The 25,510-nt window shown below is 66.5% G+C and carries 27 protein-coding genes; 11 read left to right on the top strand and 16 right to left on the bottom strand.

Annotated elements, in window-relative coordinates:
* Nucleotides 1-16 precede the first annotated feature (16 nt).
* On the top strand, nucleotides 17-772 hold the full coding sequence (locus BQ2383_RS16355; RefSeq protein ID WP_208617688.1) for an SGNH/GDSL hydrolase family protein: 756 nt from the start codon (nucleotides 17-19) through the stop codon (nucleotides 770-772).
* Between the two features lie 28 nt (nucleotides 773-800).
* Complete coding sequence (locus BQ2383_RS16350) at nucleotides 801-1,547, top strand: formylglycine-generating enzyme family protein (RefSeq protein WP_091036354.1); 747 nt, start codon at nucleotides 801-803, stop codon at nucleotides 1,545-1,547.
* Between the two features lie 21 nt (nucleotides 1,548-1,568).
* Here BQ2383_RS16350 and BQ2383_RS16345 read toward each other — a convergent pair whose 3' ends face one another.
* Both BQ2383_RS16345 and BQ2383_RS16340 read right to left on the bottom strand, forming a co-directional pair.
* The gene (locus tag BQ2383_RS16345) at nucleotides 1,569-1,991 is read right to left on the bottom strand and encodes a GNAT family N-acetyltransferase (RefSeq protein ID WP_091036351.1); all 423 of its coding nucleotides are present in this window, start codon (nucleotides 1,989-1,991) and stop codon (nucleotides 1,569-1,571) included.
* 33 nt (nucleotides 1,992-2,024) lie between these two features.
* The gene (locus tag BQ2383_RS16340) at nucleotides 2,025-3,350 is read right to left on the bottom strand and encodes an MFS transporter (protein ID WP_091036349.1); all 1,326 of its coding nucleotides are present in this window, start codon (nucleotides 3,348-3,350) and stop codon (nucleotides 2,025-2,027) included.
* A gap of 73 nt (nucleotides 3,351-3,423) precedes the next feature.
* Here BQ2383_RS16340 and BQ2383_RS16335 point away from each other — a divergent pair, with 73 nt between their 5' ends.
* The 3 genes from BQ2383_RS16335 (at nucleotide 3,424) to BQ2383_RS16325 (ending at nucleotide 6,336) form a co-directional block, all read left to right on the top strand.
* Nucleotides 3,424-3,792 (top strand): VOC family protein, encoded by a 369-nt coding sequence (locus tag BQ2383_RS16335; protein WP_091036346.1) that lies wholly within the window; start codon nucleotides 3,424-3,426, stop codon nucleotides 3,790-3,792.
* A 492-nt stretch (nucleotides 3,793-4,284) separates the two neighbouring features.
* On the top strand, nucleotides 4,285-5,445 hold the full coding sequence (locus BQ2383_RS19415) for an Ig-like domain-containing protein (RefSeq protein ID WP_167381652.1): 1,161 nt from the start codon (nucleotides 4,285-4,287) through the stop codon (nucleotides 5,443-5,445).
* 177 nt (nucleotides 5,446-5,622) lie between these two features.
* The gene (locus BQ2383_RS16325; protein ID WP_091036342.1) at nucleotides 5,623-6,336 is read left to right on the top strand and encodes a tyrosine-protein phosphatase; all 714 of its coding nucleotides are present in this window, start codon (nucleotides 5,623-5,625) and stop codon (nucleotides 6,334-6,336) included.
* Between the two features lie 21 nt (nucleotides 6,337-6,357).
* Here BQ2383_RS16325 and BQ2383_RS16320 read toward each other — a convergent pair whose 3' ends face one another.
* From BQ2383_RS16320 to BQ2383_RS16310, 3 genes are read right to left on the bottom strand one after another with little or no spacing between them, the layout of a single operon-like run.
* Nucleotides 6,358-8,715 carry an ATP-binding cassette domain-containing protein gene (locus BQ2383_RS16320; protein ID WP_091036340.1) on the bottom strand — a complete coding sequence of 786 codons (2,358 nt, stop codon included), beginning with the start codon at nucleotides 8,713-8,715 and terminating at the stop codon, nucleotides 6,358-6,360.
* Nucleotides 8,716-8,742: 27 nt separating this feature from the next.
* Entirely contained in the window at nucleotides 8,743-9,153 is a 411-nt protein-coding gene (locus tag BQ2383_RS16315) for a VOC family protein (protein WP_091037611.1), read from the bottom strand.
* A 5-nt stretch (nucleotides 9,154-9,158) separates the two neighbouring features.
* Nucleotides 9,159-9,557, bottom strand: a complete 399-nt coding sequence (locus BQ2383_RS16310; protein ID WP_091037608.1) for a helix-turn-helix transcriptional regulator — start codon at nucleotides 9,555-9,557, stop codon at nucleotides 9,159-9,161.
* Nucleotides 9,558-9,739: 182 nt separating this feature from the next.
* Between BQ2383_RS16310 and BQ2383_RS16305 the strand changes: the two genes are divergently transcribed.
* Nucleotides 9,740-10,336: an HdeD family acid-resistance protein gene (locus tag BQ2383_RS16305; RefSeq protein ID WP_091036336.1), complete on the top strand. Its 597-nt coding sequence runs from the start codon at nucleotides 9,740-9,742 to the stop codon at nucleotides 10,334-10,336.
* Nucleotides 10,337-10,402: 66 nt separating this feature from the next.
* Here BQ2383_RS16305 and BQ2383_RS16300 read toward each other — a convergent pair whose 3' ends face one another.
* Nucleotides 10,403-11,167, bottom strand: coding sequence for an SDR family oxidoreductase (locus BQ2383_RS16300; RefSeq protein ID WP_091036334.1), 765 nt, complete (start codon nucleotides 11,165-11,167; stop codon nucleotides 10,403-10,405).
* Nucleotides 11,168-11,289: 122 nt separating this feature from the next.
* Here BQ2383_RS16300 and BQ2383_RS16295 point away from each other — a divergent pair, with 122 nt between their 5' ends.
* The 4 genes from BQ2383_RS16295 to BQ2383_RS16280 all read left to right on the top strand — a co-directional run bounded on the left by BQ2383_RS16295 (nucleotide 11,290) and on the right by BQ2383_RS16280 (nucleotide 13,982).
* Nucleotides 11,290-11,763 (top strand): NfeD family protein, encoded by a 474-nt coding sequence (locus tag BQ2383_RS16295; protein WP_091036331.1) that lies wholly within the window; start codon nucleotides 11,290-11,292, stop codon nucleotides 11,761-11,763.
* Between the two features lie 8 nt (nucleotides 11,764-11,771).
* Nucleotides 11,772-12,701 (top strand): SPFH domain-containing protein, encoded by a 930-nt coding sequence (locus BQ2383_RS16290; protein WP_091036328.1) that lies wholly within the window; start codon nucleotides 11,772-11,774, stop codon nucleotides 12,699-12,701.
* Entirely contained in the window at nucleotides 12,698-13,474 is a 777-nt protein-coding gene (locus BQ2383_RS16285; RefSeq protein WP_091036325.1) for a glycerophosphodiester phosphodiesterase family protein, read from the top strand. The genes BQ2383_RS16290 and BQ2383_RS16285 overlap by 4 nt, the downstream gene beginning before the upstream one ends.
* A gap of 124 nt (nucleotides 13,475-13,598) precedes the next feature.
* Nucleotides 13,599-13,982 (top strand): RNA polymerase-binding protein RbpA, encoded by a 384-nt coding sequence (locus BQ2383_RS16280; protein ID WP_091036323.1) that lies wholly within the window; start codon nucleotides 13,599-13,601, stop codon nucleotides 13,980-13,982.
* Here BQ2383_RS16280 and lnt read toward each other — a convergent pair.
* Genes lnt through BQ2383_RS16235 form a run of 9 tightly spaced genes read right to left on the bottom strand, consistent with a single transcriptional unit; the run spans nucleotide 13,979 to nucleotide 23,708 of the window.
* On the bottom strand, nucleotides 13,979-15,487 hold the full coding sequence (gene lnt / locus BQ2383_RS16275; protein WP_091037604.1) for an apolipoprotein N-acyltransferase: 1,509 nt from the start codon (nucleotides 15,485-15,487) through the stop codon (nucleotides 13,979-13,981). The two genes, BQ2383_RS16280 and lnt, sit on opposite strands and share 4 nt — an antisense overlap.
* 29 nt (nucleotides 15,488-15,516) lie before the next feature.
* Nucleotides 15,517-17,991, bottom strand: coding sequence for a DEAD/DEAH box helicase (locus BQ2383_RS16270; protein ID WP_091036318.1), 2,475 nt, complete (start codon nucleotides 17,989-17,991; stop codon nucleotides 15,517-15,519).
* Nucleotides 17,988-18,746: a twin-arginine translocase subunit TatC gene (gene tatC, locus BQ2383_RS16265; RefSeq protein WP_091037601.1), complete on the bottom strand. Its 759-nt coding sequence runs from the start codon at nucleotides 18,744-18,746 to the stop codon at nucleotides 17,988-17,990. The genes BQ2383_RS16270 and tatC overlap by 4 nt, the downstream gene beginning before the upstream one ends.
* A gap of 57 nt (nucleotides 18,747-18,803) precedes the next feature.
* On the bottom strand, nucleotides 18,804-19,040 hold the full coding sequence (tatA, locus tag BQ2383_RS16260; RefSeq protein ID WP_091036314.1) for a twin-arginine translocase TatA/TatE family subunit: 237 nt from the start codon (nucleotides 19,038-19,040) through the stop codon (nucleotides 18,804-18,806).
* 44 nt (nucleotides 19,041-19,084) lie between these two features.
* The gene (locus tag BQ2383_RS16255; protein WP_091036312.1) at nucleotides 19,085-20,068 is read right to left on the bottom strand and encodes a helix-turn-helix transcriptional regulator; all 984 of its coding nucleotides are present in this window, start codon (nucleotides 20,066-20,068) and stop codon (nucleotides 19,085-19,087) included.
* Nucleotides 20,068-21,057: a helix-turn-helix transcriptional regulator gene (locus BQ2383_RS16250; RefSeq protein ID WP_091036309.1), complete on the bottom strand. Its 990-nt coding sequence runs from the start codon at nucleotides 21,055-21,057 to the stop codon at nucleotides 20,068-20,070. The genes BQ2383_RS16255 and BQ2383_RS16250 overlap by 1 nt, the downstream gene beginning before the upstream one ends.
* On the bottom strand, nucleotides 21,057-21,989 hold the full coding sequence (locus BQ2383_RS16245; RefSeq protein WP_091036306.1) for a hypothetical protein: 933 nt from the start codon (nucleotides 21,987-21,989) through the stop codon (nucleotides 21,057-21,059). Before BQ2383_RS16245 ends, BQ2383_RS16250 begins: the two co-directional genes overlap by 1 nt.
* Nucleotides 21,990-21,999: 10 nt before the next feature.
* On the bottom strand, nucleotides 22,000-23,019 hold the full coding sequence (locus BQ2383_RS16240) for a tRNA (adenine-N1)-methyltransferase (RefSeq protein ID WP_091036303.1): 1,020 nt from the start codon (nucleotides 23,017-23,019) through the stop codon (nucleotides 22,000-22,002).
* Nucleotides 23,019-23,708, bottom strand: coding sequence for an HAD family hydrolase (locus BQ2383_RS16235; RefSeq protein WP_432206349.1), 690 nt, complete (start codon nucleotides 23,706-23,708; stop codon nucleotides 23,019-23,021). The genes BQ2383_RS16240 and BQ2383_RS16235 overlap by 1 nt, the downstream gene beginning before the upstream one ends.
* A gap of 81 nt (nucleotides 23,709-23,789) precedes the next feature.
* Here BQ2383_RS16235 and BQ2383_RS16230 point away from each other — a divergent pair, with 81 nt between their 5' ends.
* Nucleotides 23,790-24,638 (top strand): PAC2 family protein, encoded by an 849-nt coding sequence (locus BQ2383_RS16230; protein WP_091036297.1) that lies wholly within the window; start codon nucleotides 23,790-23,792, stop codon nucleotides 24,636-24,638.
* A gap of 7 nt (nucleotides 24,639-24,645) precedes the next feature.
* On the opposite strand, the gene BQ2383_RS16225 is transcribed toward BQ2383_RS16230, so the two are convergent.
* Complete coding sequence (locus BQ2383_RS16225) at nucleotides 24,646-25,470, bottom strand: undecaprenyl-diphosphate phosphatase (protein WP_091036295.1); 825 nt, start codon at nucleotides 25,468-25,470, stop codon at nucleotides 24,646-24,648.
* Nucleotides 25,471-25,510 lie beyond the last annotated feature (40 nt).

The following is a 25,510-nucleotide window of genomic DNA, read 5'->3' as shown; positions in this document are numbered from 1 at the left end:
GCAATAGGCTGGGACGATGGCAGATGTGCGCTTCGTGGCTATCGGCGACTCGTTCACAGAGGGCGTCGGCGACGTTCTCCCGAACGGGCAGGAGCGCGGCTGGGCCGATCTCGCGGCGCAGGGCTGGGCTGACGCCGCCGGGCACCCCATCCAGTATGCGAATCTCGCCATCCGCGGCAAGCTGGCCTGGCCTATCGTCGAACAGCAGCTCGAGCCGGCGCTCGCTCTGCGCCCGACGCACCTCTCGTTCAACGGGGGTGGCAACGACATGCTGCGCCCTCGTACCGACGTCGAGCACATTGCGGATGCGTTCAGCCGGGTGCTGCGCCGGTGCGACGAGGAGGGCGTGACCATGATCCTTCTCTCCGGCGCGAACCCCAGCGGGCAGCTTCCGATGGGATCGCTGGTGCAGCGTCGAGGAGATCTGCTCTCTGAGGCGGTGATCCGTCGGATCGAAGAACGCCCCGACGTCATCCGCGCTCTCAACTGGCCGGATCGGGAGCTCTCCCGAGGCGCATACTGGGCAGACGATCGCCTGCACATGAACGCGGCCGGGCATCACCGCGTGGCTGCCCGCGTGCTCCACGCCCTGGGTTTCGAGCCACCGGAGACCTGGTGGGCGCCGAGCGATCGCCTGGGTGCAGGGCCGTCCGGCCTGGCGTACTACCGCGAGTTCGTCGGCCCCTGGGTGCGACGGCGCGTCACGCGGACCTCGTCCGGTGACGGCCGTGCCGCGAAGTACCCGACCTGGATCGAACGGGTTCCCTCGTGAGACCCGCCTGGATGCGTCGGGCAGGCGTGTGAGCGACCTCGAGCTGGCCCGCATCCCCGCGGGCGTTGTGACGTTGAATGATGCACGTCGGAGAGAGCAGCGCGTGGTCGAACTCGAACCGTTCGAGATCGGTGTCTACCCGGTCACCGAGGAGCAGCTGGCCGACGTCCTCGACGTCCCGATGCGGCACCCGCGGCGCCCGGCCTCCGATCTCTCCTGGCTTCGGGCCGTGCACTTCTGCAATGCCGCGTCGGAATGGGAGGGCCTGGATCGGGTGTACCTGTTCGATGGCGAGGACGTGACCTGGGATACCACTGCAGACGGTTACCGCCTGCCGACCGAGGCGGAATGGGAGTACGCGTGCCGCGCCGGCTCGACCGGTCCACATTATGCGCCCCTCGCCGACGCCGCGTGGACGCGTGCTGATGGTGTGTCTTCTCCACAGGACATCGGGGGCAAGCTCCCGAACCTCAACGGTCTCTTCGACACGCTCGGCAACGTCTGGGAGTGGTGCTTGGATCTGCTTGACCCCGCCCGTTACGACGACTATCGCGTGTTCCGCGGCGGAGGTTTCGCCGACGACGCATGGAGCGTTCGCGCATCGGTTCGTCGTGGGGGAGCCCCGCGCATGCATCACGACGACGTGGGCCTCCGGATCGCGCGGGGTGCTTTCGAAACTCCGGGGCAGGCGCAGGGGTGGTCGGCTCAGGCAGACCGGGAACGTGCGGTACAGGATGGCCCCTTGCCTTCCGGGTGGACGCCGCGCGGGCGGTGACGGCCGTGTCCCGCTGCCGCCTCAGTGCTGCGTCATCTGCTTCACCATGTAGCGCTTCGGGTCGTCCGGCACGGCGAAGCCGTACTGGGCATAGAGCCCGTGTGCGGTGGACGTCGCGAGAAGTATGCGGCTGACGGGCAGCGGCTGGAGATCGGCGATCACGCCCTCGACCAGCATCTTCCCGAGGCCTTCGCCGCGGGCGTCCTCGTCGACGAACACGTCGCACAGCCAGGCGAAGGTGGCGCCATCCGTCACGACCCGGGCGTAGGCCACCTGGTCGCCGTTCGCGTCCCACACACCGTAGTTACGTGAGCCGTCGATCGCAGCCTCCTGGACGTCCCGCGCACGGCCGATCGCCCAGTACGCCTGCTCGCTGAGCCAGCGGTGCACGCGAGTTCGGTCGATGCGGGTCGAGTCGGCGGAGAACGTGTAACCGGAGAGCATGCCTCATCCTATGAGGGCTCGCCAGGGGTGAGATCAGCGACGACGATCGGGATCGAGCCCCATCCGGATGCGCGTGCGCTTGCGCTCGATGAGGATGAAGGCCGTGCCGATGATCCACAGCGGGATCGGCATGAGGAAGGCGAGACGGAAGGCTTCGAGCGTGTAGGTCTCGGGAGTTCCGGCGCCCTGCAGGTCGAGGGCGAGTCCGATCAGGAAGATCGCGATGAGAGCCGCGATGAACCCGCCGGCGTTCGTGACCCCTGTCGCCGTGCTCAGCCGGTGACTCGGATTGTGGGTGCGGGCGTGATCGAAAGCGATCATCGATGCGGGGCCGCCCGTCGCGAGTGCGACCGCGAGAACGTAGAGCATCCAGATGGGTGCGGTGTCAGGCAGCGCGATGACGGTGATCCAGGCGGCCATCTGCACGCCGACGGCGGGGAGGACGAGCGCGAGCGAGCGGTGGTTGGGCAACCGCCGGGAGAGGTCACCGATGATAGGCCCGAGAAGCATGCCAGAAATGACATATACCGAAATGATCCCCGCAGCATGTGCGGCATCGAGGCCTTCGGCAGCGGTGAGGAACGGCATTCCCCACAGCAGGACGAACGCGGTGCCCGCGAACGGCGTCGTGAAATGAGACCAGAAGGCGAGGCGCGTGCCCGGATGAGCCCAGGCCGCGCGGATGCCGACGCCCGTGTCGATCGCAGAAGTGACGACCCGGACAACGCCGGTGTCAGTGTTCACGGTGACATCGGCGCCGCGCTCGGCCGGGTGGTTGCGGATGACGAGCGCCACCAAGATGGTGAACAGCACTCCGAGCCCGGCGATGCTGCCGAAGGTGATGCTCCACGTCGTCGCATGCAGCAGTGCGGCGAGCGGGACCAGGGCGATCAGTTGGCCGGTCTGCCCGATGATCCCGGTGAACTGAACCATGATCGGACCCCGCTGCGCAGGGAACCAGGTCGCGACGAGTCGCAGCACCGCAGGGAAGATGGCTGCGTCGCCCGCACCGAGCAGAACCCGCGCGAAGATCGCGATGCCGATGCTGGGGGAGAGGGCCATGGTGAGCTGCCCCGCGGCCATGAGCAGCATGCCGATCGTCATGATCGGGCGAGAACCGAAGCGGTCGAGAAGGACACCGATCGGAATCTGCATCCCTCCGTAGACCGCGAGTTGCACGACAGCGAATAGGGCGAGTGTCGACGCATCCGCATCGAACCGGTCAGCCGCCTCCACTCCGACAGCACCGAGGGAGGTGCGGTTCGTGATGGACAGCACATAGGCCGCGACACCGACGGACCAGATGATCCATGCACGAAATCCTGGTGTGGACACGGGGGAGTGGGGGACCTGCGGCACGTACCAACGCTACCCCTGCGACAGCGACGCCCCGCTCGCAGCCGATGTCCGAGGTGCCGACTAGCGTGACGCCATGACCAGTTCCCCTCTGCACCACTCCCTCGACTACGTCGAACTCGTCGTCACCGATCTCGAAGCGTCGAAGCGATTCTTCGCCGAGGCGTTCGGTTGGAGCTTCAACGACTACGGACCGGGTTACGCGGGCATCGTGTCGCCGCGAGGTGACGGCAGCGAGGTCGGTGGACTCCTGCTCGCCGACGAGCCGCGTCCTGTCGGAGGCCCACTGGTACTGATCTACTCGGACGACCTCGACGCCACGATGAGCGGCATCGTCACCGCGGGCGGCACGATTCTGCAAGACCCGTACGCGTTCCCTGGCGGACGACGCCTGCACTTCTCCGACCCCACCGGCAACGAGCTCGGAGTCTGGTCCGCGCAATAGTTCGCGCGTGGCTGCACGCACGTCGTGATCGTCACGCCCCCTTCGTGATGTCCGGAGGAGGGCTCCGCCGTCGTGCCTCATTCCGACCTGACATAATGTGCATTATCGGCTAATTGTCACTCGGTCGGTACGCGAGGAAAATCGACCACCGATGGCGCGCTCAGCGCGCACACGCTCAACCATCCCACACCCGGATATCGGGGCTCGTGGCTCGCGCGTCTCGTCGGCCCACAGGCAGAGCCGGGCATCAACGTCGGCTTGTCGACTTCTCGGCTTCTTGTCGCAGCATCGCCACCATTCATCCGGATCTCGGACCTCGATCCACCCGCGCCCGCGCTCCACAGCGCAACGCCTGGTGCCCGCTGAGCACGCCCTCGTGCAAAGCATGAATGTCGTCATGTGTAAGATGTTACGCGATACAGTGCTGAGTACTGCAACAAACCAGACGATCCCCTCGAGCGAAGGACACCGATGAACTCTCGAACGGCAAGCGTGACAAGAGGACACCGCATCGCTCGCAGGCTCGCCCTGGGTCTGGTGACGATCCTCGTGGCCAGCACGCCGGCGCTCTTCGCCACCGCTACCGCGACTGCGGCGCCAGTGACGGCGATCACCGGCGTCCAGATCGTGAACGCGCCACCACTCGTGACGGATACGCCGTACACGGTGGAATCGACCTGGGCGGTGGACGACACCGCGATGGCGGGCGACACCTTCACTCTCGAGTTTCCCGATTCGATGTCCGGATATGCGGCGTCCTTCGCGCTGCGGGACGACGACGGAGCTGAGGTCGGAAGCTGCATCGTCTCGTCCGCGTCCTTCCTCTGCACATTCGGCGATTACGTCGAGACCCACGCGAACGTGAGCGGTTCGCTGCACTTCCAGGCACGTTTCACATCGGTCGTCGATGAGGAGGCGGTCGTCTTCACCGCCGGCGACGGCATGACGTTCGACATGTCCACTCCCGGCGGCGTGGGCGACAACACTGCCGGTCTCCCCCAGAGTCCGGAGAAATGGGGCTCCGTCAACTTCGACGGAGAGTCCATGACGTGGGCTCTGAACATCCCGGCCGAGTTCCTGGCGTCGGACGACGGACAACCTGTGACGATCGTCGATGAGTACGACGAGGAGCTCACGTTCGATCCGGCGGCGACCTCCGCGCGCTGGACTCTCGACTCGGACTGGGGGGACGACGTCTGGCATCCCGTTTCAAACGGCACAGGCTCGGGGACCTACTCCATCGCCGCGGATGCGGCCTCACACACCTTCGCGGTGACCTTCAACGAGCCGGTGACCAACGCTGATCGCGTCTACCAGTTCATCACCGTGATGAACTTTCCTTCCGGCGTCCACGATGGCGAGACTTTCGGCAACACCATGACGGTCGCCGGTCGTACCGTCACCGCAAGCCCCGTCACGTACGTCGCGTCCGGAGGCGACGGGGACGGCGACGGCCTCGGTGGATTTGATGTGACCAAGACCGTGACCGGGAACGGCGCGAATGCGGTCGATGGGGCTCAGTACACGATCGATTACTCGTTCATCGCCGCCGGAGCCGCGACGACCGGTGAGTTCGGGCTCACGGATGGCGCGACCGATGGGCTCGTCGACCTGCCCGTGGGCACTATCGTCACCCTCTCTCACGCCGGATGATCGAGGCACGCCGAATCTCCCGGCAGGACAGGACGGCTCACTCGCCGTCACCGGTGCTGATGCCACTCCCCTGGTTCTGATCGGCGTCGGCACACTGCTGACGGGTGCCCTTCTCCTGATCGCGCGCAGGGTTCGTCGTAGAGGATGACAGACCGGGCCGGTGCGAGGATGGGAAGCATGAAGCCCGCCCTCAGCATCAACGGTTTGGCCAATGCACGCGATCTCGGCGGGCTCGAGCGTGCCGACGGAACAGCCACGCCCCCTGGCGTCTTCATTCGTGCCGAACGTCTCGACGAGGTCGACGCGTCCGGGTGGGAGGCTCTCCTCGCCTACGGCGTGCGAACCGTCATCGATCTCCGTCGCCCTGATGAGACCAGCGGCCAGGTGCCCTCTCGCCTCGCTCAGGTTCGCGTCGACCTCGACGGCGACGACATCGGCTTCTGGAGCACCTATCAAGCGGACGGGCGGTGGGGAACGCCGCTCTACTACCTGGCTCATCTGCAAGAGCTACCTCACCGACTCGCTGAGGTGCTCACCGCAATGGCGTCGGCCGACGACGGAGGGATCCTCTTCCACTGCTCGGCCGGGTGGGACAGAACAGGGCTCGTCGCCGCGGTGCTCCTCCGTACGCTCGATGTCACCAGTGATGCCGCCGTGAGCGACTACATGGCTTCCTTCGCGAACGCCGAACGGATGACAATCCTGCATGAACGGTCATTCGAGGTCGAGGAAAGACACCAGATACTCGGCCGTTTCGGACACACACCCGATTCGGCGTTCCGCGACATGTACGAGAACCTTCGCATCGACGACTGGTTCGCGGAAGCCAGCCTCGATCGTGAGACGCGGACCGCGATCGAGACCTGGCGGGGCGCGGTTCCGCGAACCTGACCGCCCTGAGCGTTGATCGGCTCAGGCGCCGACGTACTCCGCGAGGTGCTCCCCCGTCACGGTCGACTTCTGGGATACCAGATCGTTCGGCGTTCCCTCGAAGACGACCCGTCCACCGTCGTGGCCGGCGCCAGGGCCGATGTCGATGATCCAATCGGCATGCGCCATGACCGCCTGGTGGTGCTCGATCACGATGACGGTCTTCCCCGAGTCGACGAGTCGATCCAGTAGTCCGAGGATCTTGTCGACATCCGCGAGGTGCAGGCCGGTCGTCGGCTCGTCGAGCACGTAGACGTCGCCCTTCTCCCCCATCTGGATCGCGAGCTTGATCCGCTGGCGTTCACCGCCCGACAGCGTGGACAGCGGCTGTCCGAGCGACAGGTAGCCGAGCCCCACGTCTTCCATACGGCCGAGGATCGCGGTGGCTGCGGGGAGCTTGGCCTCCCCCTCCCCGAAGAAGACGCGTGCCTCAGCGACCGGCAGGTCGAGAACCTCGGTGATGTCCTTTCCGGCGAGCTTGTACTCCAACACGCCCGCCTGGAAGCGCTTGCCGCCGCAGTCCTCGCACGGGGTCTCGATCGTGTCCATGAATCCGAGCTCGGTGATGATGACACCCGCGCCCTTGCACGAGGGGCAGGCTCCCTCGGAGTTGGCACTGAACAGGGCGGGCTTCACACCGTTGGCCTTCGCGAACGCCTTTCTGATCGGCTCGAGCAGCCCCGTGTAGGTCGCCGGGTTGCTCCGCCGGGAGCCCTTGATCGCGGCCTGATCGATCGCCACGACGCCGTCGCGCTTCGATACCGCGCCGTGGATGAGCGAACTCTTTCCCGACCCGGCGACACCGGTCACGACCGTGAGGACACCGGTGGGGATGTCGACGTCGACGTTCTGTAGATTGTTCGCCGTGGCGCCGCGCACCTCGATCGCCCCCGAGGCCGACCGCACAGCATCCTTCAGCTGCGCCCGGTCATCGAGGTGGTCTCCCGTCTTGGTGCCGCTCGCCTTCAATCCCTCGACCGTGCCTTCGAAGCAGATCTCTCCACCGGCACTTCCCGCGCCCGGACCCAGATCGACGACATGATCACCGATCACGATGGTCTCCGGCTTGTGCTCGACCACCAGGACGGTGTTGCCCTTGTCGCGCAGCTGGAGCAGCAGTCCGTTCATGCGCTGGATGTCGTGCGGGTGCAGGCCGATGGTCGGCTCGTCGAACACATAGGTGATGTCGGTCAAGGAAGAGCCGAGGTGGCGCAGCATCTTGATCCGCTGCGCCTCTCCCCCGGACAGCGTGCCCGACGGCCGTTCCAGACTGAGATACCCCAGGCCGAGCGTCACGAACGCGTCCAGATTCGCACTGAGCGCCTGAAGCAGCGGCCCCGCCCCCGGAAGGTCGAGTCCCCGGACCCAGGCCGCCAGATCCGTGACCTGCATCCGGCAGGCATCGGCGATGCTGATGCCCTCGATCTTCGAGGAACGCGCGCCCTCCGTCAGCCGCGTTCCGTCGCACTCGGGGCACACCGCGAAGGTCGCTACGCGCTCGACGAAGGCGCGGATATGCGGCTGCAACGCATCGAGGTCCTTCGAGAGCATCGCCTTCGTGATCTTCGGGATCAGACCCTCGTAGGTCATGTTGATGCCCGAGATCTTCACCTTCGTGACTTCGCCGTAGAGGAAGAGATGACGCTGCTTCTCGGTGAACTGCGCGATCGGTTTGTCTGCCGGATAGAACCCCGACTGGGAGAAGCCCTTCACCATCCAGCCGTCAGCGGTGTATCCCGGCACCATGATCGCGCCCTCGTCGAGCGACTTCGACTCATCGACGATCTGCGCCAGGTCGAGGTCGGACACCGCTCCCCTGCCCTCGCACCGCGGGCACATGCCCCCGAGGTAGATCGCATCCTTCACGATCTTCTTCTCTCCGCCGGGCCCGGTCATCACCCCACTGGCCTTCTGGGTCGGGATGTTGAAGGAGAAGGCCGTCGGCCCACCGATGTACGGCTGGCCGAGCTTGCTGAACAGGATGCGGAGCATCGCGTTCGCATCTGTGACGGTGCCGACGGTCGACCGCGGGTTGGCGCCGAGTCGCTCCTGGTCGACGATGATCGCCGTGGTCAGCCCCTCGAGGATGTCGACGTCCGGGCGGGGTACCGACGGCATGAACCCCTGCACGAACGCGCTGTAGGTCTCATCGATCATGCGCCGGGACTCCGCGGCGATGGTGTCGAAGACGAGCGAGCTCTTCCCCGACCCTGACACTCCGGTGAAGACCGTCAGCCGTCGCTTCGGGATGTCGACACTCACGTCCTTCAGATTGTTCTCGCGCGCGCCCTGCACGCGGATCAGGTCATGGGTGTCCGCGGGGTGCTGGTCGTCGGTCATCTGCGTCCTTCGTGAATCGGTGAGTGTTCAGGCGGCCTGATTGATACGCAGCAGGTTGCCCGCGGGGTCGCGGAACGCGCAGTCCCGCACGCCGTACGGCTGATCCATCGGCTCCTGCACGACGTCGGCGCCGCTGTCGACGAGGCGGGCGAACAGGTCGTCGACGTCATCGCTCGCGAGGGTCAGTGCCGCGTAGCTGCCCTTGGCGATGAGTTCGAGTATCGTCTGGCGCTCTGTTTCCGTGATTCCCGGGTCGGTTGCCGGCGGATGCAGCACGATCGAGGTCTCCGGCTGTCCCTCGGGACCGACTGTGAGCCAGCGGAGACCGTCGTAGCCGACGTCGTTGCGCACCTCGAACCCGAGGGCGTCCCGGTAGAAGGCCAGGGCGGCCTCGGCGTCGGTGTGGGGAAGGAAGGCGTAGTGGATGCTGATCTTCATGGTCTTCACGTTAGGTGCGTGTCGGTACGCGGTGCTTCTTGATTCCTGATCGGTCTGGTGACCTGCTTCGCCTGGAACGAGGGAATTCCCTCGACGTTCGCGGCGCGTTCACGGTACACGCTGGGTGGGACACCCACCAGCTCCGAGAATCGCGTGCTGAAGGTTCCGAGCGACGAGCACCCCACCTCGAAGCACACCTCCGTCACCGTGAGGTCTCCGCGTCGCAGCAGTGCCATCGCGCGTTCGATCCGGCGCGTCATCAGGTAGGAGTAGGGCGACTCGCCGTATGCCTCCCGGAAGCACCGACTGAGATGACCCGCCGACATGTGCACGCCCCGCGCGAGCGCCTCCACATCGAGGGGTTTCGCGTACTCCCGGTCGATCCGATCTCTGACCTTGCGCATCACGATGAGCTCGCGCACACGCGTGTCATCCGGGCCGGTCACCCGTCGATCCTGTCATGACGCTCAGAGTCCCGCGATGACTTCGAGCAACACGGCTGGCGGAGGATCCCCCACGTCCGCCTGCGAGAGCGCTACCCTGAGGGGGCATCCTCACAGGAACTTCTCAGAAAGGGGTCCCCACCATGTCTGAACCACTCACCCAGGCGAAGTCACTGTTCAAGTCGATCCGTGTCTCGCTGGCCGTAGCGGGCGTGCTCGCTCTCATCGCCGGAATCGTCCTCCTGGTCTGGCCGGTGAAGTCCGCTGTCATCGTGACGGCGATCTTCGCGTCCTACCTGGTGATCGCTGGTCTGGTCTACATCGGCCTCGGAATCTTCTCGGGCGCGAAGGGCGGATGGGCCCGCGTGGGACACATCGTCCTCGGCCTGCTCTACGTCATCGCCGGCGTCATCGCGTTCTTCAACCTGAGCGCCGCTGCGGCCACCCTGGCCTTCGTCGTGGTGATCTTCATCGGTGTCAGCTGGATCGTCGACGGCGTCGTCGCCCTGACGCTCCTCGGCAGCGACGGCTCGCGGGTATGGACCGTCCTGTACGCCATCCTCAGCATCATCGCCGGAATCATCGTGCTGTTCTCGCCGCTGATCGCCGGATTCGCCTTCTGGCTGCTGCTCGGCATCTCGCTGATCGTGCTCGGAATCATCCAGATCGTGCGTGCCATCACGCTCGGCAAGGATGAGAAGGAGTACGTCGCCGCCGTCCAGGGAGAGCCCGTCAGCTGACGTCTCCCCCATCGCCGAATCGGCCCCGTCCTGCGTCAGCAGAGCGGGGCCGATTCTCGTCTGCAGCTACTCGGCGACGAACGCGCTCACGTCACCGACGAGCCGAGTGTTGTCGGCGGGCACCGGGTCCACCGCGGCCTTGGCGACCTCGGCCGCGAACTCGGAGACGTTGTAGAGCTTGCCGGCCGATTCACGGCGCTCGGCGATCGCGCCCGGGTTCGCCCGCTCCAGCAACGTGGCGGTGATCGTGCCCTCGATCATGTCACCGGAGACGACGGTGAAGCCGACCCCGTTCGCGGCGAGGGCGGGGATGAGTTCGCGGAGCGTATCTTCGCCCGCTCGCTTCGACAGTGCGACCGGCTCGTACTCCGGCATGGTCGGCGTCGTCCGGATGAAGTGCGCCTGGTGGCTGGTGACGAACACGACGCGCGCCCCGTCGCCGAGAAGAGGGGTCGCCGCGTTCAGGACGTTGAGCTGCGCGTCCCGATTGAGGGTGAGCGCGTAATCCTCGGCCATCCCGGACTCCATGCCGCCGGATGCGTTGAGGACGAGGACGTCGAGGCGTCCGTACTCCGCGCGGATCGCGTCGAACATCTCGGCCACGGATGCGGGATCGGTGAGGTCGGCCCCCACCACGAGCGCCCGACGACCGAGCTCGCGCAGCTGGGCGGCGAGCTTCTCGGCCCGCGGCGCCTTGTTGCGGAAGTTGATGACGACATCGGCGCCGGCCTCGGCGAGGTAGCGGACGGTGTCTGCGCCGATCCCGCGTGATGAGCCGGTGACGAGCGCCACCTTGCCGTCGAGGGAACCTGCGGGAAGAACGTCGGTCACGGTGACTCCTCATGATGCGCGAAAAGGCCGTGATCGCACGGCCCACTCACACTATCAAGGGAGCGCTGTGGCGCCCGGATCGGCGGCCGCCCGCGTGATACGTTGACCACAAAGGAGGCCGCATGGACAACTTCACGACATTCGTCACGTTCATCGACCAATGGGCTTGGATCGGCTGGCTGGTCCTGATCGCCGTGTTCCTCGTCATCGAGATGCTCTCGTTGGACTTCACGTTCCTCATGCTCAGCTTCGGCAGTGTCGTCGGACTGGTGACCGACCTGCTCGGAGTCCCGGTCTGGGTGCAGGTGATCATCGCGGCCGCGGCGGCGGCGATGTTCATCCTCTTCCTCCGGCCTCCGTTGCTCAAGCGCCTGCGGCGCGGCGAAGACCCGACCAAGTCCAATGTGGATGCGCTCGTCGATCTGCGCGGAATCGCACTGGTCGAGATCACGCAGATCTCCGGCCAGGCGAAGCTCGCCAACGGCGACACCTGGACCGCGCGCACCGCCACCTCGGTCGCCATCCCCCCGGGAGCCCCGGTCGCCGTAAGCGCGATCAACGGCGCAACCGCCATCGTCCGACCCGTCAACGACTAGGAGAACCCGTGGACGACGCATCGTTCATTCCCGCAGCGATCGGCTGGATCCTCGCCATCGCCGTGATCATCTTCGTGGTGGTCACCGTCGCGCGTGCCATCCGGATCATCCCGCAGGCGACCGCCGGCGTCGTCGAGCGCCTCGGCCGCTATCACAAGACCCTCACCCCCGGACTCAACATCCTCGTCCCCTTCATCGACCGTCTCCGGCCGCTGATCGACATGCGTGAGCAGGTCGTCTCGTTCCCGCCGCAGCCGGTGATCACCGAGGACAACCTGGTCGTCTCGATCGACACGGTCGTGTACTTCCAGGTGACGGATGCCCGGGCGGCGACGTATGAGATCGCCAACTACCTCGGTGCGGTCGAGCAGCTCACCACGACGACGCTGCGAAACGTCGTCGGTGGTCTCAACCTCGAGGAAGCCCTCACCAGCCGTGACAACATCAACGGTCAGCTCCGGGTGGTGCTCGATGACGCGACCGGCAAGTGGGGCATCCGCGTGGGCCGAGTCGAGCTCAAGGCGATCGATCCTCCCATCTCCATCCAGGACTCCATGGAGAAGCAGATGCGCGCCGAGCGTGACCGTCGCGCGGCGATCCTGACGGCGGAGGGCACCAAGCAGTCGGCGATCCTCGAGGCGGAAGGTGCTCGCCAGGCCGAGATCCTCCGAGCCGAGGGAGACAAGCAGGCCGCTGTCCTCCGTGCGCAGGGTGAGGCCGAGGCGATCCACAACGTCTTCACCGCCATCCACCAGGGTGCGCCCGACGACAAGCTCCTGGCCTACCAGTACCTCCAGATGCTGCCGAAGATCAGTGAGGGACAGTCCAACAAGCTGTGGATCATCCCGAGTGAACTCACCGAGGCTCTCAAGGGCATCGGCAGCGCGTTCACGCCGAAGCCGGGTCAGGGCCCGACGAACACGCTTCCCGGCGCGTGACACACCCGTACTTCACGAAGGCGCGGCATCCTCGAGTCCTCGCTCACCGCGGTCTGGTCACTACGGAGGGCGAGGATTCGGGCGTCTGGGAGAACTCTGCTGCAGCCTTCGCCGCCGCACACGCGGCAGGCGCCGAGTATGTCGAGACCGACTGCCAGGTCTCAGCGGATGGCGATGTGGTGCTGTTCCATGACTCGACGCTCGAACGACTCGTCGGCGATACGCGAGCAGTGCGCGACGTGCGCACGCGGGAACTGCGCGAGATCTTCTCCGACCACGGCGGGCTGTTCACGGTTGCGGAAGCACTTGATTCTTTTCCCGACGTGCGCTTCAACATCGATGTGAAGACACCGGCGGCCGTCGACCCGCTCGGCCCGATTCTGGTCGAACACACCCACCGCGTGCTGGTCACGAGTTTCTCAGACGCGAACCGCCGCGCAGCCGTCTCCTCCGTCCTACGGGCCGGCGCCTCGCTTCGGCCTGCGACATCGGGCGGAAGCCGCACGATCGCGGCGCTGCGCGCGCTGTCCGCGCTCCGGCTCTCCCCCGCACGTGTCCTCCAAGGAATCGACGCGCTCCAGATCCCCGAGCGACACGGAGTGCTCACCGTGCTCACCCCTGCCCTCGTCCGTGCCGCCCACCGACGCAGTGTGGAGATACATGTGTGGACGGTCAACGATTCCGCCGACATGCGTCGTCTCGTTGCCGCAGGAGTCGACGGGATCGTCTCGGATCGCGCTGACGTCGCCCTCCGGACCCTCTCCGAACACTAGGACCCGACGCGCCCCATAACCTCCGCCGCTGAGATTCAGCTGTGAATCGCGCCGAGAAGCCGCCCGCGTGGATGAAGCGCACAGGCTGGAGCGTTATACCTGACAGCGACGAGAGGACCACAAAATGGCAGATCGCAGCCTGCGCGGCATCCGACTCGGCGCCCAGAGCCTACAGAGCGAAGAGGGCGTCGTTTTCATGGAGCGCCGTGAGACCACCTATACCTGTGACACCTGCGGCCACGTCACGAACCTGATGTTCGCGGCCGACGCCGAACCGCCCCAGACCTGGGAGTGCCGCGCCTGCGGTGCCGAAGCCCGCCTGAACGTCGACGGCCAGGCCGTCACACTCGAAGTGACCGACGAGAAGGCCGCTCGCACCCACTGGGACATGCTGTTGGAGCGCCGTACCCGTGCGGAGCTCGAAGAGTTGCTGGAAGAGCGACTCGCCTTCATCCGCGCACGTCGCGGCGCCGGAGAAGACCCGACCCGCGAGAAGATCGGGGCTTAACGCCCCCGGGCGCGCCACCACCCGAGGAGCAGCGCGCCGAGACCGCCCCACAGCAGGAATTGCTGGATCCAGGGGCCCAGGACAACCCCCGCCGTGAGGCCGGAACGCAGCTCGACATCTTCGAGCAGCGCTCCGGCCTCTCCTGCGTCCAGACTGGCCACGGTCGACCCGTCGGCCCTGATGACCTGGCTGGTGCCGACGGTCGACACGTTCACGACGCTGCGCCCCGTCTCGATGGCACGCATCCTGGCGAAGGACAGCTGCTGCAGATTCTCGTCGGTACCGCGGAAGTCGGCGTTGTTGGTCTGGAAGACCAGCACCTCGGCGCCGTCGTTCAGCCCTTCCCGGATCACATCGTCGTAGATGACGTCGAAGCAGATGGCGAGCCCGATCGGGACGCCATCGACCTCGACGATCGGCGGGTTCGACCCCGGCGTGTACTCCCGCTGGATCAGGCCGATCAGATCGGGAGCCAGCGCGTTGTAGAACGCGCGATCAGGCACGTACTCGCCGAAGGGAACGGGGTGCCGCTTGTCGTGCGTCTGCGTGGCTGTGCCGTCAGCGGTCCACAGCATCGAGGTGTTGAAGTAGAGGTCGTCCCTCGCCGTCGGCGCATTCGCCAGCAGCGGCGCATCGATACGGTTCGACACCAGAGTCATCCTCCGGGCGATCGCCGCATTCTCGAACGGATCTGCGTCGAGAGAACCCTCCGGCCACACCACGAGATCGACGTCCTCTCCGTAGAGGGGCACTGTCGCGTCGGTCTGCGCCTGGATCACGGAGAACGGTTCGCGTTCGTCGAAATACCCGGTCGGTCCGTTGCCCTGCACCGCCGCGATCCTCATCGACCCCGAAGTGGTGGTCGGGAACAGCGGAGTGAAGAGCATAACGACCACCAGCGCTGCCGGCACCAGCAGTGCCAGAGGACGACGCCATCCGCGCAGGCGGACGATCTCGATCAGCACCGCGACGAGCAGCACTATCACGAAGCTGAGTCCACTCACGCCGAGCCACGACGAGATCGGTGCGAGGGGGCTCTCGGCCTGGCTCATCCCGATCCGCGCCCACGGAAAGCCTCCGTACGGCCAGGAGCCGACGAAGAGCTCACGCCCGACCCACAGGGCCGCGACGGCCGTGGGAAGCCCCAGAATGCGCCCTGCAGCGCCGGGGAAGGCGCGAGGAAGCCATCTGTAGGCGAGTGCGATGGGCACGAGCGCGATGGCGGTGAGGCCACCTTCGACGACGCTGAGCGCGGCCCACGGAATCGGCCCGAGGTAGCGGGACGTCCAGGAGACCAGAAGAGCGAAGAACAGGATGCCGTAGACCAGACCGACCAGAAGTGCTCCGCCGAAGCGCCGGCCGATCAGGGACACGAGCACGAGAGCTGTGGCGGGGAATGCGAGCGCCCATACCGCGGCGCCCGGATAGGCGAGGTTCATCAGCAGAGCCCCGAGCGCGGCGGTGGGCACCGCTGCCCACAGGGGCAGCAGCGCCCGCTCGGGCACAGCGGTATTCGCGGACGTCGTCGCCATCATCACATCGACGAATAGGCGACGATGCCGCGACGCACACCGTCGAGGGCGCTGCGTGCGGTGCGCGCGACAGCGGCATCCTCGGCCACGATCGACAACTGATCGAGGAGGTCGATCGTCTGCTTCGCCCAGCGCACGAAGTCTCCCGCGGCCATGTCGGCGTCGATCAGCACCCGATCGAGCATTCCCCCGCGAGCCCAGGCGTGCATCGCACCGGCGAGCCCGGCGGCGAGCGGTTCACTGCCCGGCAGACGATGATCCTGTTCGAGGTCGTCGAGCTCGGCCCAGAGGGTCGTCGTCTTCTCCCACGCCGTGCGGAATGCGCCACGTGGGAGGCCCCGCTCCCCCGAGTTCGCCTCGTCACGGCGCGGTTCGTACACGAGGCAGCATGCCATCGCCGCGAGCGAGGGGGCATCGAGGCCCGCCCAGAGTCCCTGGCGCAACGACTCGGCGACGAGGAGATCGCGCTCTCCGTATATGCGACGCATCGTGCGCCCGGCCTCCGTCAACGTGGTCTCGCCGTCGACCTCCGTGAGGTAGTCCAGAGTCTCGAGTACCTCGACCACCCGATCGAACACGCGCGCCACCGTCCCGGTGCGGGTCTCGATCTGACGCCGGATGCGGTCGGTCTGGCGCTTGAGCTTCCAGTAACGTTCCGCCCAGCGCGCGTGGGCTTCCCGATCCGGGCAGCGATGGCAGGGGTGGCGCTGCATCTGCGTGCGCAGCGTCTGGATGCGCTTCATCCGCTTGTCGCGCGATGCCCGCGGCGCTTGGGAATCCTGCCGGTTCTTCTTCTCGAGATCGCTGAGCTCTCGACGGATGGCGGCATACTCGGGAAAGTCCCCGTGCTCGCACGCCATCGAACTCTCGTAACCCGCCAGCGACGCTTCGGCTTCTCGCACCTGGCGCGCCAGTCCGACGACAGCGCGATCCGCCTGGAATTGAGCGAACGAAGACTCGAGGATCTCGCGGGCCCTGGCCTTGCCGAACATGTCGATCAGGTTCACGGCCATGTTGTACGTGGGGCGGAAACTCGAATTCAGCGGATACGTGCGGCGCGATGCCAGCGCGGCGACGGCCTGCGGATCCATGCCCTCGGTCCACTGCACGACCGCATGGCCCTCGACGTCGATCCCGCGCCTTCCAGCTCGACCGGTGAGCTGGGTGTACTCCCCCGAGGTGATCGCGACCCTGGCCTCGCCGTTGAACTTCTCCATCTTCTCGAGAACGACCGTACGGGCGGGCATGTTGATGCCGAGCGCCAGGGTCTCCGTCGCGAAGACGACTTTCACGAGTTTGCGTCGGTACAGCTCCTCGACGACTTCCTTGAAGGCCGGCAGCAGACCCGCGTGGTGCGAGGCGACGCCGCGCTCGAGGTTGTCGAGCCACTCCCAGTAGCCGAGCACGCCGAGGTCTTCGTCCTGGAGAGTACGGGTCCGGTCCTCCACGAGGGCCCGGATCTCCGTTCGTTCCTCGGCGGATGTCAGCCGAAGACCGGAGCGCCGCACCTGCTGGACCGCGGCGTCGCACCCCACTCGACTGAAGATGAAGAAGATCGCCGGGAGCAGGTTCGCGCGCTCCAAGAGGTGCACGACATCCGGACGATCCATCCGCTCGATCCGGCGGACGTTGGAGGCGCGCACCGGCCGTCGCCCGCCGCGCGGTGGACGCTTTGCCTGTCGTCCAGCATGACGGTCGCTGCGATACGACTGCGCCTGCGGGTTGTTGTCGTAGTTCGACCCGGTCGACGAGCGGATGCGCATCAACTCCTGGTTCACCTGCGCGGTCGCGAGACCCGCACGATCGTCGAACAGCGGAAGCAGGTCATCGCGGACGAGAACGTGCTGCTCCAGCGGGACGGGCCTGATCTCGGAGACGATGACGTCGGTGTCGCCACGGACCGTGTCGAGCCAGTCGCCGAACTCCTCGGCATTGGAGACCGTGGCGCTCAGCGAGACCAGTCGCACCCGCTGAGGCAGGTGGATGATGACCTCTTCCCACACCGCTCCGCGGAAACGATCGGCGAGGTAGTGGACTTCGTCCATGATCACGTAGCGCAGGTCGCGGAGCGCGGCGGAGTCGGCGTAGATCATGTTGCGCAGGACCTCGGTGGTCATCACCACGATGCGCGCGTTGCCGTTGATGTTGGTGTCACCGGTGAGCAGACCGACCTGATCCGCCCCATAAACCTCGACCAGCTCACGGAACTTCTGGTTCGAGAGGGCCTTCATCGGCGTGGTGTAGAACGCCTTGTCGCTCGCGGTCCGCATCGCGAGGTGGATCGCGAACTCCCCGACGATCGTCTTCCCTGCCCCCGTCGGTGCGGCCACCAGCACACTGCGGCCATTCTCCAGAGCATGGCATCCCGCGACCTGGAACGGATCGAGCTCGAACTTCTGCAGTGCTGCGAAAGCCGAGGACTCCGGGTGCTCCGCTGCCTGCTGCGCCTGCGCGTACCGCTCGGAGGGCGAGCTCATACCGCGTCCGGCAACAGCCCGGTCGCCTCGTTGCGCTTGCGCTTGCGCCGGTCGAACAGGAGAGAGAGCCCCGCTGCGGCGAAGAAGAGGACGATCAGGATCCCGGCGAGCATCAGCATGCTGACCACATCGGCGGCCGGCGTCGCGAGCGCGGCGAACACCGTCGCGATGATGATGGCGATGCGCCAGCCCTTGAGGATCGCCCTGCCCGACATGACACCGGCCAGGTTCAGCGCGACGAGGAAGACCGGCAGCACGAACGAGACCCCGATGACGATCATCAGCTTGAAGACGAAGTCGTAATACTCCTGCGCGTAGTAGAAGTTCGTCGCGCCGTCGGGCGTGAAGCTCCACATGAGCTCGATCACATGCGGCATGATCATCACGCCCAGGTAGCACCCGGCGAAGAAAAGCGGGACGGCAGCGACGACGAAGCCGACTGTGTACTTGATCTCCTTACGGGTCAGGCCGGGCATGATGAAAGCCCACACCTGCCACAGCCAGACCGGCGCCGAGATGAAGAGGCCGATCGAGAAGGCGATCCGCATGCGCATGTCGAACGCGGCCGTCACCGTGCCGAAGTTGAGCGCGCTGAAATCATCACCGCGCTTCTCGGTGATGATGCGGATGGGCTCTGTGATGAAGTGGATGACCGGGTCGGCGACGATGAACGCCACGACCATGCCCACGACCAGAGCGAGCGCCGCGTACATCAGACGCTTGCGCAGTTCGACGAGATGCGCGCCGAGCGACATCCGCCGATCCCGATCCGCCTTCGGCATCACGGTCGGTTCGATGGCTGCCACGGCCGGTCAGGCGCGAGGCGGAATCTCAGGGTCTGCGCCCGAGTCCTTGACCGACGTGGGGTCCGCGACGGTCGAGTCGGCGCGAGGTCCGTCCTCTTCCTTCATCGCCTTCATCTCACCCTTGAAGACGCGGGCGGACTGGCCCATGCTCTTCGCCAGAGCCGGCAGCTTGGCGGCACCGAACAGAAGGAGGATCACGGCGAGCACGATCAGAAGGTGCCAGCCTTGCATTCCAGCGAACATGTAAGGATTCCCGTCGTCGATGAGCGTTCGGTTCAGTCTACAGATCAATGCTCGGCATCGGGGCGGCGATAAAGCGCGAGTCCCGATGCGGCCCAGTCCCTCGTCGCGGATCGGGCGATGGCCGGCTCCCGAACCTCCATCGCACCGCCGAACCTCCCGGCCAGCCGCTTGACCCCACGGGGATCGGCGAGGTGCAATGTGGTGGTCACCGCGCCGTCGACCACATCGGGCTGCCCGGTGGGAACGAAGCCGCTCAACAGGGGCGCGAGGCGCTCCGGCACCCGCACGGTGACCTCGCGTTCGTCGTCGAGACCGGCGAAGGCCTCGGGGACGTGTTCACCGCCGTGGGTGATCGGGATGTCGGTGAGGGTCGGTGCGCTGACACGGTCGAGATGGAACGTCCGCATCGCCTGCCTCATGTGGCACCATCCCTGCAGGTACCACTGGCCGTTCGTGATGAGGATCTGCATCGGATCGACGGTTCTGGTCGTCGGTGCGGCATCCGGAGCCTGGTAGGTGAAAGCGATCGCGACGCCCTCATGCAGACCTCGCGCGACAGCTTCGCGGACCTCGTCGACGGCGCTCGGGGCGACGACGACCTCGGCGGGAGCATCGGCTGCTCCGCGGGACAACTTCGAGATGAGGCCGGCGACGAGACCCGAGTCCGAGACAGCCGGCACCGCCGCGACCATCTGCAGTCCGGCGAGCAGCGCTGCCGCCTCCCGCGCAGTGAAGCGCGGGACCCGACGCAGGGCCACATCGTTGGTGATTTCGATGACATCCTCGAGGTCGAGCAGGTCCCAGTTGATGTCGAACATCTCCTGCGGCTGCTGCCAGTAACCGGACTCACCGGGGAGCCCGATCACCGTCAGCTTCTCGACCATGCCGCGCATCTCCTGCGGCGTCACGCCGAACTCCTCGGCCGCCTCGGCGAGGGACACCTGGCCGTGCTCGAGCAGGTACGGCACGAGAGTGAGGTAGAGGCGGACGCGGTCGGCCGCAAGCAGCGGCTTGGATTTCGCGCTCATCAGGCCTTCCCCTGATCTGTGTGCGCCTCGACGACCGCCCGCAGCCGGTCGATGACCGCGTCACGCAAAGCGACAGGTTCGACCACCCGCACCTCGGGCCCGTAGGAGGCGAGCTCATCGGCGAAGATGTGCAGGTCGACGAACGGGACGCGGATCCCCTGCGGCGCTGAAGAGGCACGTCGGCCCAGGCGAAGAGCGGCTTCGGTGCCAGGCGTGACCTCCAGCAGAGCGGAGTTCGCAGCAGCGACGCGTTCGAGCCCGGAGAGCGCCCGCTCCCCCGCCCCGTTTCGGAGTGCGGAGTCGAAGGTCGTCGTGCTCACCTTGACGTCGCCGACGATACGACTGAGCAGGAACATCCTGTCCTCCTCGACGTCCACGTCGATGCCGAACACGTGCCACCGGGCCTCATAGTCGACCAGTGCCAACGGACGGATCCGCCGCCGCCGAGGCGCATCCTCCCCCGGTTTCAAGTAGTCGAAGGTCACCACACGGCACCTCTCGATCGCATCCTGGAGCGGGGCGAATGCGGCGTCGCGCGCGGTGATGCGCGGGGCGAAGCCGATGATCGGCTCGTCACCGTCGATGCCCAACGCGCGGATCTTGCGCACGCCCGACTGCGCATCGCCCGAGACGGACTCCGCACTCCAGACGCTGCCGGCCAGCTGCAGCACGGCCATTTCGGCGGCGGAGAACTCGATGTCACTGGGCAGGTCGTATTCCGCTTGTGGAATACGGTATCTCGCTTCACGGAGGTCGTTCGGATCGGCGGCGTCCCCGATCGTCTCGATCGGCACGCCGAGGGTGCGCAGCTCGTCCTTGTCCCGCTCGAACATCTTCTCCAGCGCGTCGGAGCGTGTACCCGCATCCGCCCGCTGCCGATATCCGGACACGTTGTCGAGGATCTGCTGCTTGGTCAGCCCGATCTCCGTGGCCATCAGCGCCACGACGAGATTCGTGAGGCGTTCCTCCGCGGGGATCCGGCTGGCCATCACTGCGTCGGCGCCGTGACTGCGCCCAGGATGTCGACGACGTAGGCGACCGCAGGACCGGCGTCACCTGCCGGGGTCACGACGAGGATCTGCGAGCCCACGGTCTTGCCGACGATGGCCTCTGCGACGCTGGGAGCCGAGGTCGAGAGGTCACCTGTCGGTCCCTGGCCCCACGTGCTGTTGATGACCTTCTTGTCATCCCAGCCCACGGCCATCACGTTCAGAAGCGGGATCTGGCCCGCTTCGACCTCTTCCCCGTCTCCCTTGATGAGAGTCTGCACGACCTGCTCCGTCGGCGCTGCGCTGTCGGGAATGATGACGCCGGGTGTGCCATCGGGGGCTCGCACCACCGTCGGCATGCCCTTCGCATCGTTGAACTGGAGGGAACCCTCGGCCCGGGAGAGGAACACATCGACCACGTCGATGACGAACACCGCGTTGTCGTCGGCCGCGAGACCGAACCCCTCCAGGTTGTTGGCGCCGAAATCTTCCGGCGTGAGGGCCGCGACGATCCGGGATCCCGCCGTCGCGCACTCGAACACCGACTCGAGTCCGGGCGACTGCGTCGCCCAGTAGTCGGCCGTGGAGACCTGTCCCTTGGCCTCGTCGTACGACGTCGCGTAGACCTGCTTGCCGGTCTCACCGCTGAAGATCGAGAGCTCCACCACGAGGGCCTGCGTGTTGTCGAGGATCTGCCGGCCGTCGCCCACTGTCGTGTCGGCGAAGGCGGTCTCCTTGAGGTGCAGCGGGCTGAACACGCTGACGTCCGGAGCCGATCCGACGTCGCCTTCCACGGTGACGGCGTCACGGATCTCGTTCGACCCGGCCCCGCGGTCGCAGGCGTCGCCGCCGTCGGGTCCCGCTGCTGTGCACCCGGTCAGGGCGAGGACGGCGAGGCTGAGTGTGGCCAGAACGGCGGACGTTTTACGCACGCGCTCCAGTCTATTCCGTCGCGTGCCCGGAATCGCGCGACGCCGCAGCAAGGCGTGCCCCTTCGGCAGCCTTCTCGGCTTCCCGCGCCCGCTTGCGCAGGTTCTTGTCACTGATCTCGCGGTCGCCGACGGCGCCGGGCGTCCACGCCTCGACATCCTCGTCGCCGTAGCTGCTCTTGGAAGCGCGTCGCTTGACCGATGGCGCGATCGCGCCCGGCGCGAGCCGTCGAGCGGTGAGAAGGAACCCCGTGTGTGCGACCATCCGGTGATCGGGGCGCACCGCGAGGCCTTCGACATGCCACCCGCGGACCATGGTCTCGGAGGCATCGGGATCGGTGAAGAGTCCCGTGCCACGGATGTACTCCGCGACGCGCGAGAGCTGCGTCGCCGTGGCCACGTAGCAGAGGACCACGCCGCCGGGAGTGAGCGCATCGGCCACGGCGTCCATGCATTCCCAGGGAGCGAGCATGTCCAGTACCACCCGGTCGACGGTGCCGGCCGGCACCTCATTCGGGAGCGACTCGACGAGGTCGCCCACGACGACGCGCCAGGTGTCAGGGTGTTCGCCGAAGAACGTCTCCACGTTGCCGCGGGCGACGTCGGCGAAGTCCTCGCGGCGTTCGAACGAGATCAGGTTTCCTACCGGCCCGACGGCCCGAAGGAGGGAGAGGGAGAGCGCCCCGGATCCGACCCCGGCCTCGACGACCGTCGCGCCCGGGAAGATGTCGGCCTGCATCACGATCTGCGCCGCATCCTTCGGGTACACGATCGCCGCGCCCCGCGGCATCGACATCGCGAAGTCTTTCAGCAACGGACGGAGCGCCAGATAGTCGTGTCCGGAGCTGTTGGCCACGACCGAGCCGTCGGGAAGGCCGATCAGGTCGCGATGGCGCAGCACGCCCTGGTGCGTGTGCAGCTCCCCGTCCTTGCGGAGCGTCACCGTGTGCAGGCGACCCTTCGGGCCGGTCAGCTGCACTCGGTCGCCCGGTCGGAACGGACCACTAGGCCTCGGTACGCGGCTTTCGGTCATCAGGAAGCTCCTGTCGCGACGTTGATGCTGTCGAAGAGATCGTTGAGATCGCCGGCGCTCCTGCCGGCGAGTGTCGGCCACAGCTGGTGCGCGCCGAGATGGTCGAGCGGGACGATATGTGGCACCGCGAGCGTCAGCGCACCCGAGGCGAGTCCGGCGCGGACGCCGGTCGGAGAGTCCTCGATGACGATCACGTCGGTGATGTCGACGTCGAGGAGTGCCGCTGCCTGCAGGTAGGGCTCGGGGTGCGGCTTGGGGTTGTCCACATCGTCCCCGGCCACGACAAGGTCGAACGCCTCGAAATCGATCAGATCGACCACGCTCAGTGCCATCCTCCGCAGCGACATCGTCACGAGACCCGTCGGAATTCCCGCGCTCCGCAGGTCGCGGAGCAGTTCGCGAGCACCCGGGCGGAAAGGTACGCCGCTGGTGCGGAGCGAGTCCTGCACGGCGTCTGTCAGATGATCGACGATCGCCTGGGCCTCCATCGCGACGCCGGCCCGCTGCAGGATCACCGCGCTGTCGAGCAGACCGCTTCCGACGAGCTGCAGCGCATCCTCGTGGCTCCAGGACCCGCCAAAGGATTCGACCAGTGCCGTCTCGGCCGCCATCCAATACGGTTCGGTGTCGACGAGCGTTCCATCCATGTCCCACAGGACCGCGCTGGGCTTTCTACTCACTGAACCCATGCTAGCCGGGGTACCGCCCGCATCCCGCCGTCGCGGACTAGCCTGGAAGGATCTCGTCCACGATCTCGAAGGGAGCCCTCGATGGATGTTCTCGGTCAGCGCATCGTCATCGCGGCCTTCGACGGCTGGAACGATGCCGGTGAAGCGGCGAGCGGCGCCATCGAAGCGCTGCGCGCGTCGTCGGACTACGATCTCGTGCACTCCGTCGATCCCGAACTGTACTTCGACTACCAGTACACACGACCGTCGAGTCGGATGGACGGTGAGGGCCGGCGCCAGCTGACGTGGCCGGAAGCAGGCCTCTGGCGTCCGCGCGATCCCGGTCCCGGACCCGAGTTCTGGCTCCTGACCGGCGCGGAGCCGGCCCGCACCTGGCAGTCGTTCGCCTCGGAGTTCATCGATGTGGCTCTGCGCGACGACATCACCGGACTCGTCACCCTCGGCGCGATGCTCTCGGACGTCCCGCACACGCGGCCGATCTCCATCTTCGCGTCCAGCCAGAACGAGCAGGTCCGCGAAGCGCACGATCTGGAGCGTTCGCTCTACGAGGGGCCGGTCGGCATCCTCTCCGTCATCGAGCACTTCGCAGAGAACGCGGGGATCCCCACAGCCAGCCTGTGGGCCAGCGTGCCGCACTACGTCGCGTCTGCGACGCCTTCGCCCAAGGTGACTCTCGCCCTGCTCGACCGGCTCGAGGAGCTGACCGGCGCCGACGTGGATCGGCAGACGCTGCGGACCGAGGCCGCGGCCTGGGAGGCCTCGATCGATGCGGCCGCGTCGGAGGACGAAGACATGGCCGAGTACATCCGTCAGCTCGAGCGCACGCGTGACACGTGGGACTCCCCCGAGGCGTCCGGCGATGCGATCGCGCAGGCGTTCGAGCGGTATCTCCGCCGTCGCGACGACGGTCCAGGAGACCGCAAGCGCTGAGGCCGGATCAGGCTGCGATCGCCCCGGTGCCGAGCAGGACCAGGAGGACCGAGCCGAGCAGGATCCGGTAGATCACGAACGGCAGGAAGCTGCGCTTCGAGATCCAGTTCATGAAGAACGCGATGACGCCGAGTGCGACCACGAAAGCGATACCCGTCGCCGCGAGCGTGTCGCCGAACGAGAAGAACGACGGCTCGTCCCAACTCTTGAACACCTGGTAGAAGCCACTGCCGAACACTGCCGGGATCGCGAGCAGGAAGGCGTAGCGGGCGGCAGCGGCGCGCTCGTAACCGAGGAAGAGACCCATCGTGATGGTGCCGCCCGAGCGGGAGACGCCCGGGATCAGCGCCAGCGCCTGCGCGAAGCCGAAGGCGATGCCGTGGGGGTACGTGAGGTCGTTCAGCTTCCGGCGCTTCGCCCCGACGTGGTCGGCGATGCCGAGCAGGATGCCGAAGACGATGAGCATGATCGCGACGATCCACATCGAGCGGAGCACGGTCTCGATCTGATCCTGGAAGAGCAGGCCGAGCACCACGATCGGGATGCTGCCGATGATGATCATCCAGCCCATCCGCGCGTCGGGATCGTTGCGCGGAGCTTTGCCGACGAGGGAGCGGAACCACTGGCCGATGATCCGCACGATGTCGCGCCAGAAGAACACGACGACCGCGGCCTCGGTGCCGATCTGCGTGATCGCGGTGAAGGCCGCACCCGGATCCTCACCCGAAGGGAGGAACGTGCCGAGAATGCGCAGGTGGGCGCTGGAGGAGATCGGGAGGAACTCGGTGAGTCCCTGGACGATGCCCAGGATCAGTGCTTCGAACAAGTGCATGGAGAGGCTTTCGTTGTGGTGACGGCACGGAGCGGGCGGC

The sequence above is a fragment of the Microbacterium oxydans genome (assembly GCF_900095745.1).
Taxonomy (GTDB): Bacteria; Actinomycetota; Actinomycetes; order Actinomycetales; family Microbacteriaceae; genus Microbacterium; species Microbacterium oxydans_B.
Note: the sequence above shows the minus strand (reverse complement) of the source record. Positions and strands in the feature narration are given on the sequence as shown.

Excerpts from the sequence above, each read along its gene's own strand:
- BQ2383_RS16355 (WP_208617688.1), top strand. The coding sequence starts at position 17 with ATGGCAGATGTGCGCTTCGTGGCTATCGGCGACTCGTTCACAGAGGGC.
- BQ2383_RS16345 (WP_091036351.1), bottom strand. The coding sequence starts at position 1,991 with ATGCTCTCCGGTTACACGTTCTCCGCCGACTCGACCCGCATCGACCGA.
- BQ2383_RS16335 (WP_091036346.1), top strand. The coding sequence starts at position 3,424 with ATGACCAGTTCCCCTCTGCACCACTCCCTCGACTACGTCGAACTCGTC.
- BQ2383_RS16325 (WP_091036342.1), top strand. The coding sequence starts at position 5,623 with ATGAAGCCCGCCCTCAGCATCAACGGTTTGGCCAATGCACGCGATCTC.
- BQ2383_RS16320 (WP_091036340.1), bottom strand. The coding sequence starts at position 8,715 with ATGACCGACGACCAGCACCCCGCGGACACCCATGACCTGATCCGCGTG.
- BQ2383_RS16315 (WP_091037611.1), bottom strand. The coding sequence starts at position 9,153 with ATGAAGATCAGCATCCACTACGCCTTCCTTCCCCACACCGACGCCGAG.
- BQ2383_RS16310 (WP_091037608.1), bottom strand. The coding sequence starts at position 9,557 with ATGCGCAAGGTCAGAGATCGGATCGACCGGGAGTACGCGAAACCCCTC.
- BQ2383_RS16305 (WP_091036336.1), top strand. The coding sequence starts at position 9,740 with ATGTCTGAACCACTCACCCAGGCGAAGTCACTGTTCAAGTCGATCCGT.
- BQ2383_RS16295 (WP_091036331.1), top strand. The coding sequence starts at position 11,290 with ATGGACAACTTCACGACATTCGTCACGTTCATCGACCAATGGGCTTGG.
- BQ2383_RS16280 (WP_091036323.1), top strand. The coding sequence starts at position 13,599 with ATGGCAGATCGCAGCCTGCGCGGCATCCGACTCGGCGCCCAGAGCCTA.
- BQ2383_RS16270 (WP_091036318.1), bottom strand. The coding sequence starts at position 17,991 with ATGAGCTCGCCCTCCGAGCGGTACGCGCAGGCGCAGCAGGCAGCGGAG.
- tatC (WP_091037601.1), bottom strand. The coding sequence starts at position 18,746 with ATGTCGCTCGGCGCGCATCTCGTCGAACTGCGCAAGCGTCTGATGTAC.
- tatA (WP_091036314.1), bottom strand. The coding sequence starts at position 19,040 with ATGTTCGCTGGAATGCAAGGCTGGCACCTTCTGATCGTGCTCGCCGTG.
- BQ2383_RS16255 (WP_091036312.1), bottom strand. The coding sequence starts at position 20,068 with ATGAGCGCGAAATCCAAGCCGCTGCTTGCGGCCGACCGCGTCCGCCTC.
- BQ2383_RS16250 (WP_091036309.1), bottom strand. The coding sequence starts at position 21,057 with ATGGCCAGCCGGATCCCCGCGGAGGAACGCCTCACGAATCTCGTCGTG.
- BQ2383_RS16240 (WP_091036303.1), bottom strand. The coding sequence starts at position 23,019 with ATGACCGAAAGCCGCGTACCGAGGCCTAGTGGTCCGTTCCGACCGGGC.
- BQ2383_RS16235 (WP_432206349.1), bottom strand. The coding sequence starts at position 23,708 with ATGGGTTCAGTGAGTAGAAAGCCCAGCGCGGTCCTGTGGGACATGGAT.
- BQ2383_RS16230 (WP_091036297.1), top strand. The coding sequence starts at position 23,790 with ATGGATGTTCTCGGTCAGCGCATCGTCATCGCGGCCTTCGACGGCTGG.
- BQ2383_RS16225 (WP_091036295.1), bottom strand. The coding sequence starts at position 25,470 with ATGCACTTGTTCGAAGCACTGATCCTGGGCATCGTCCAGGGACTCACC.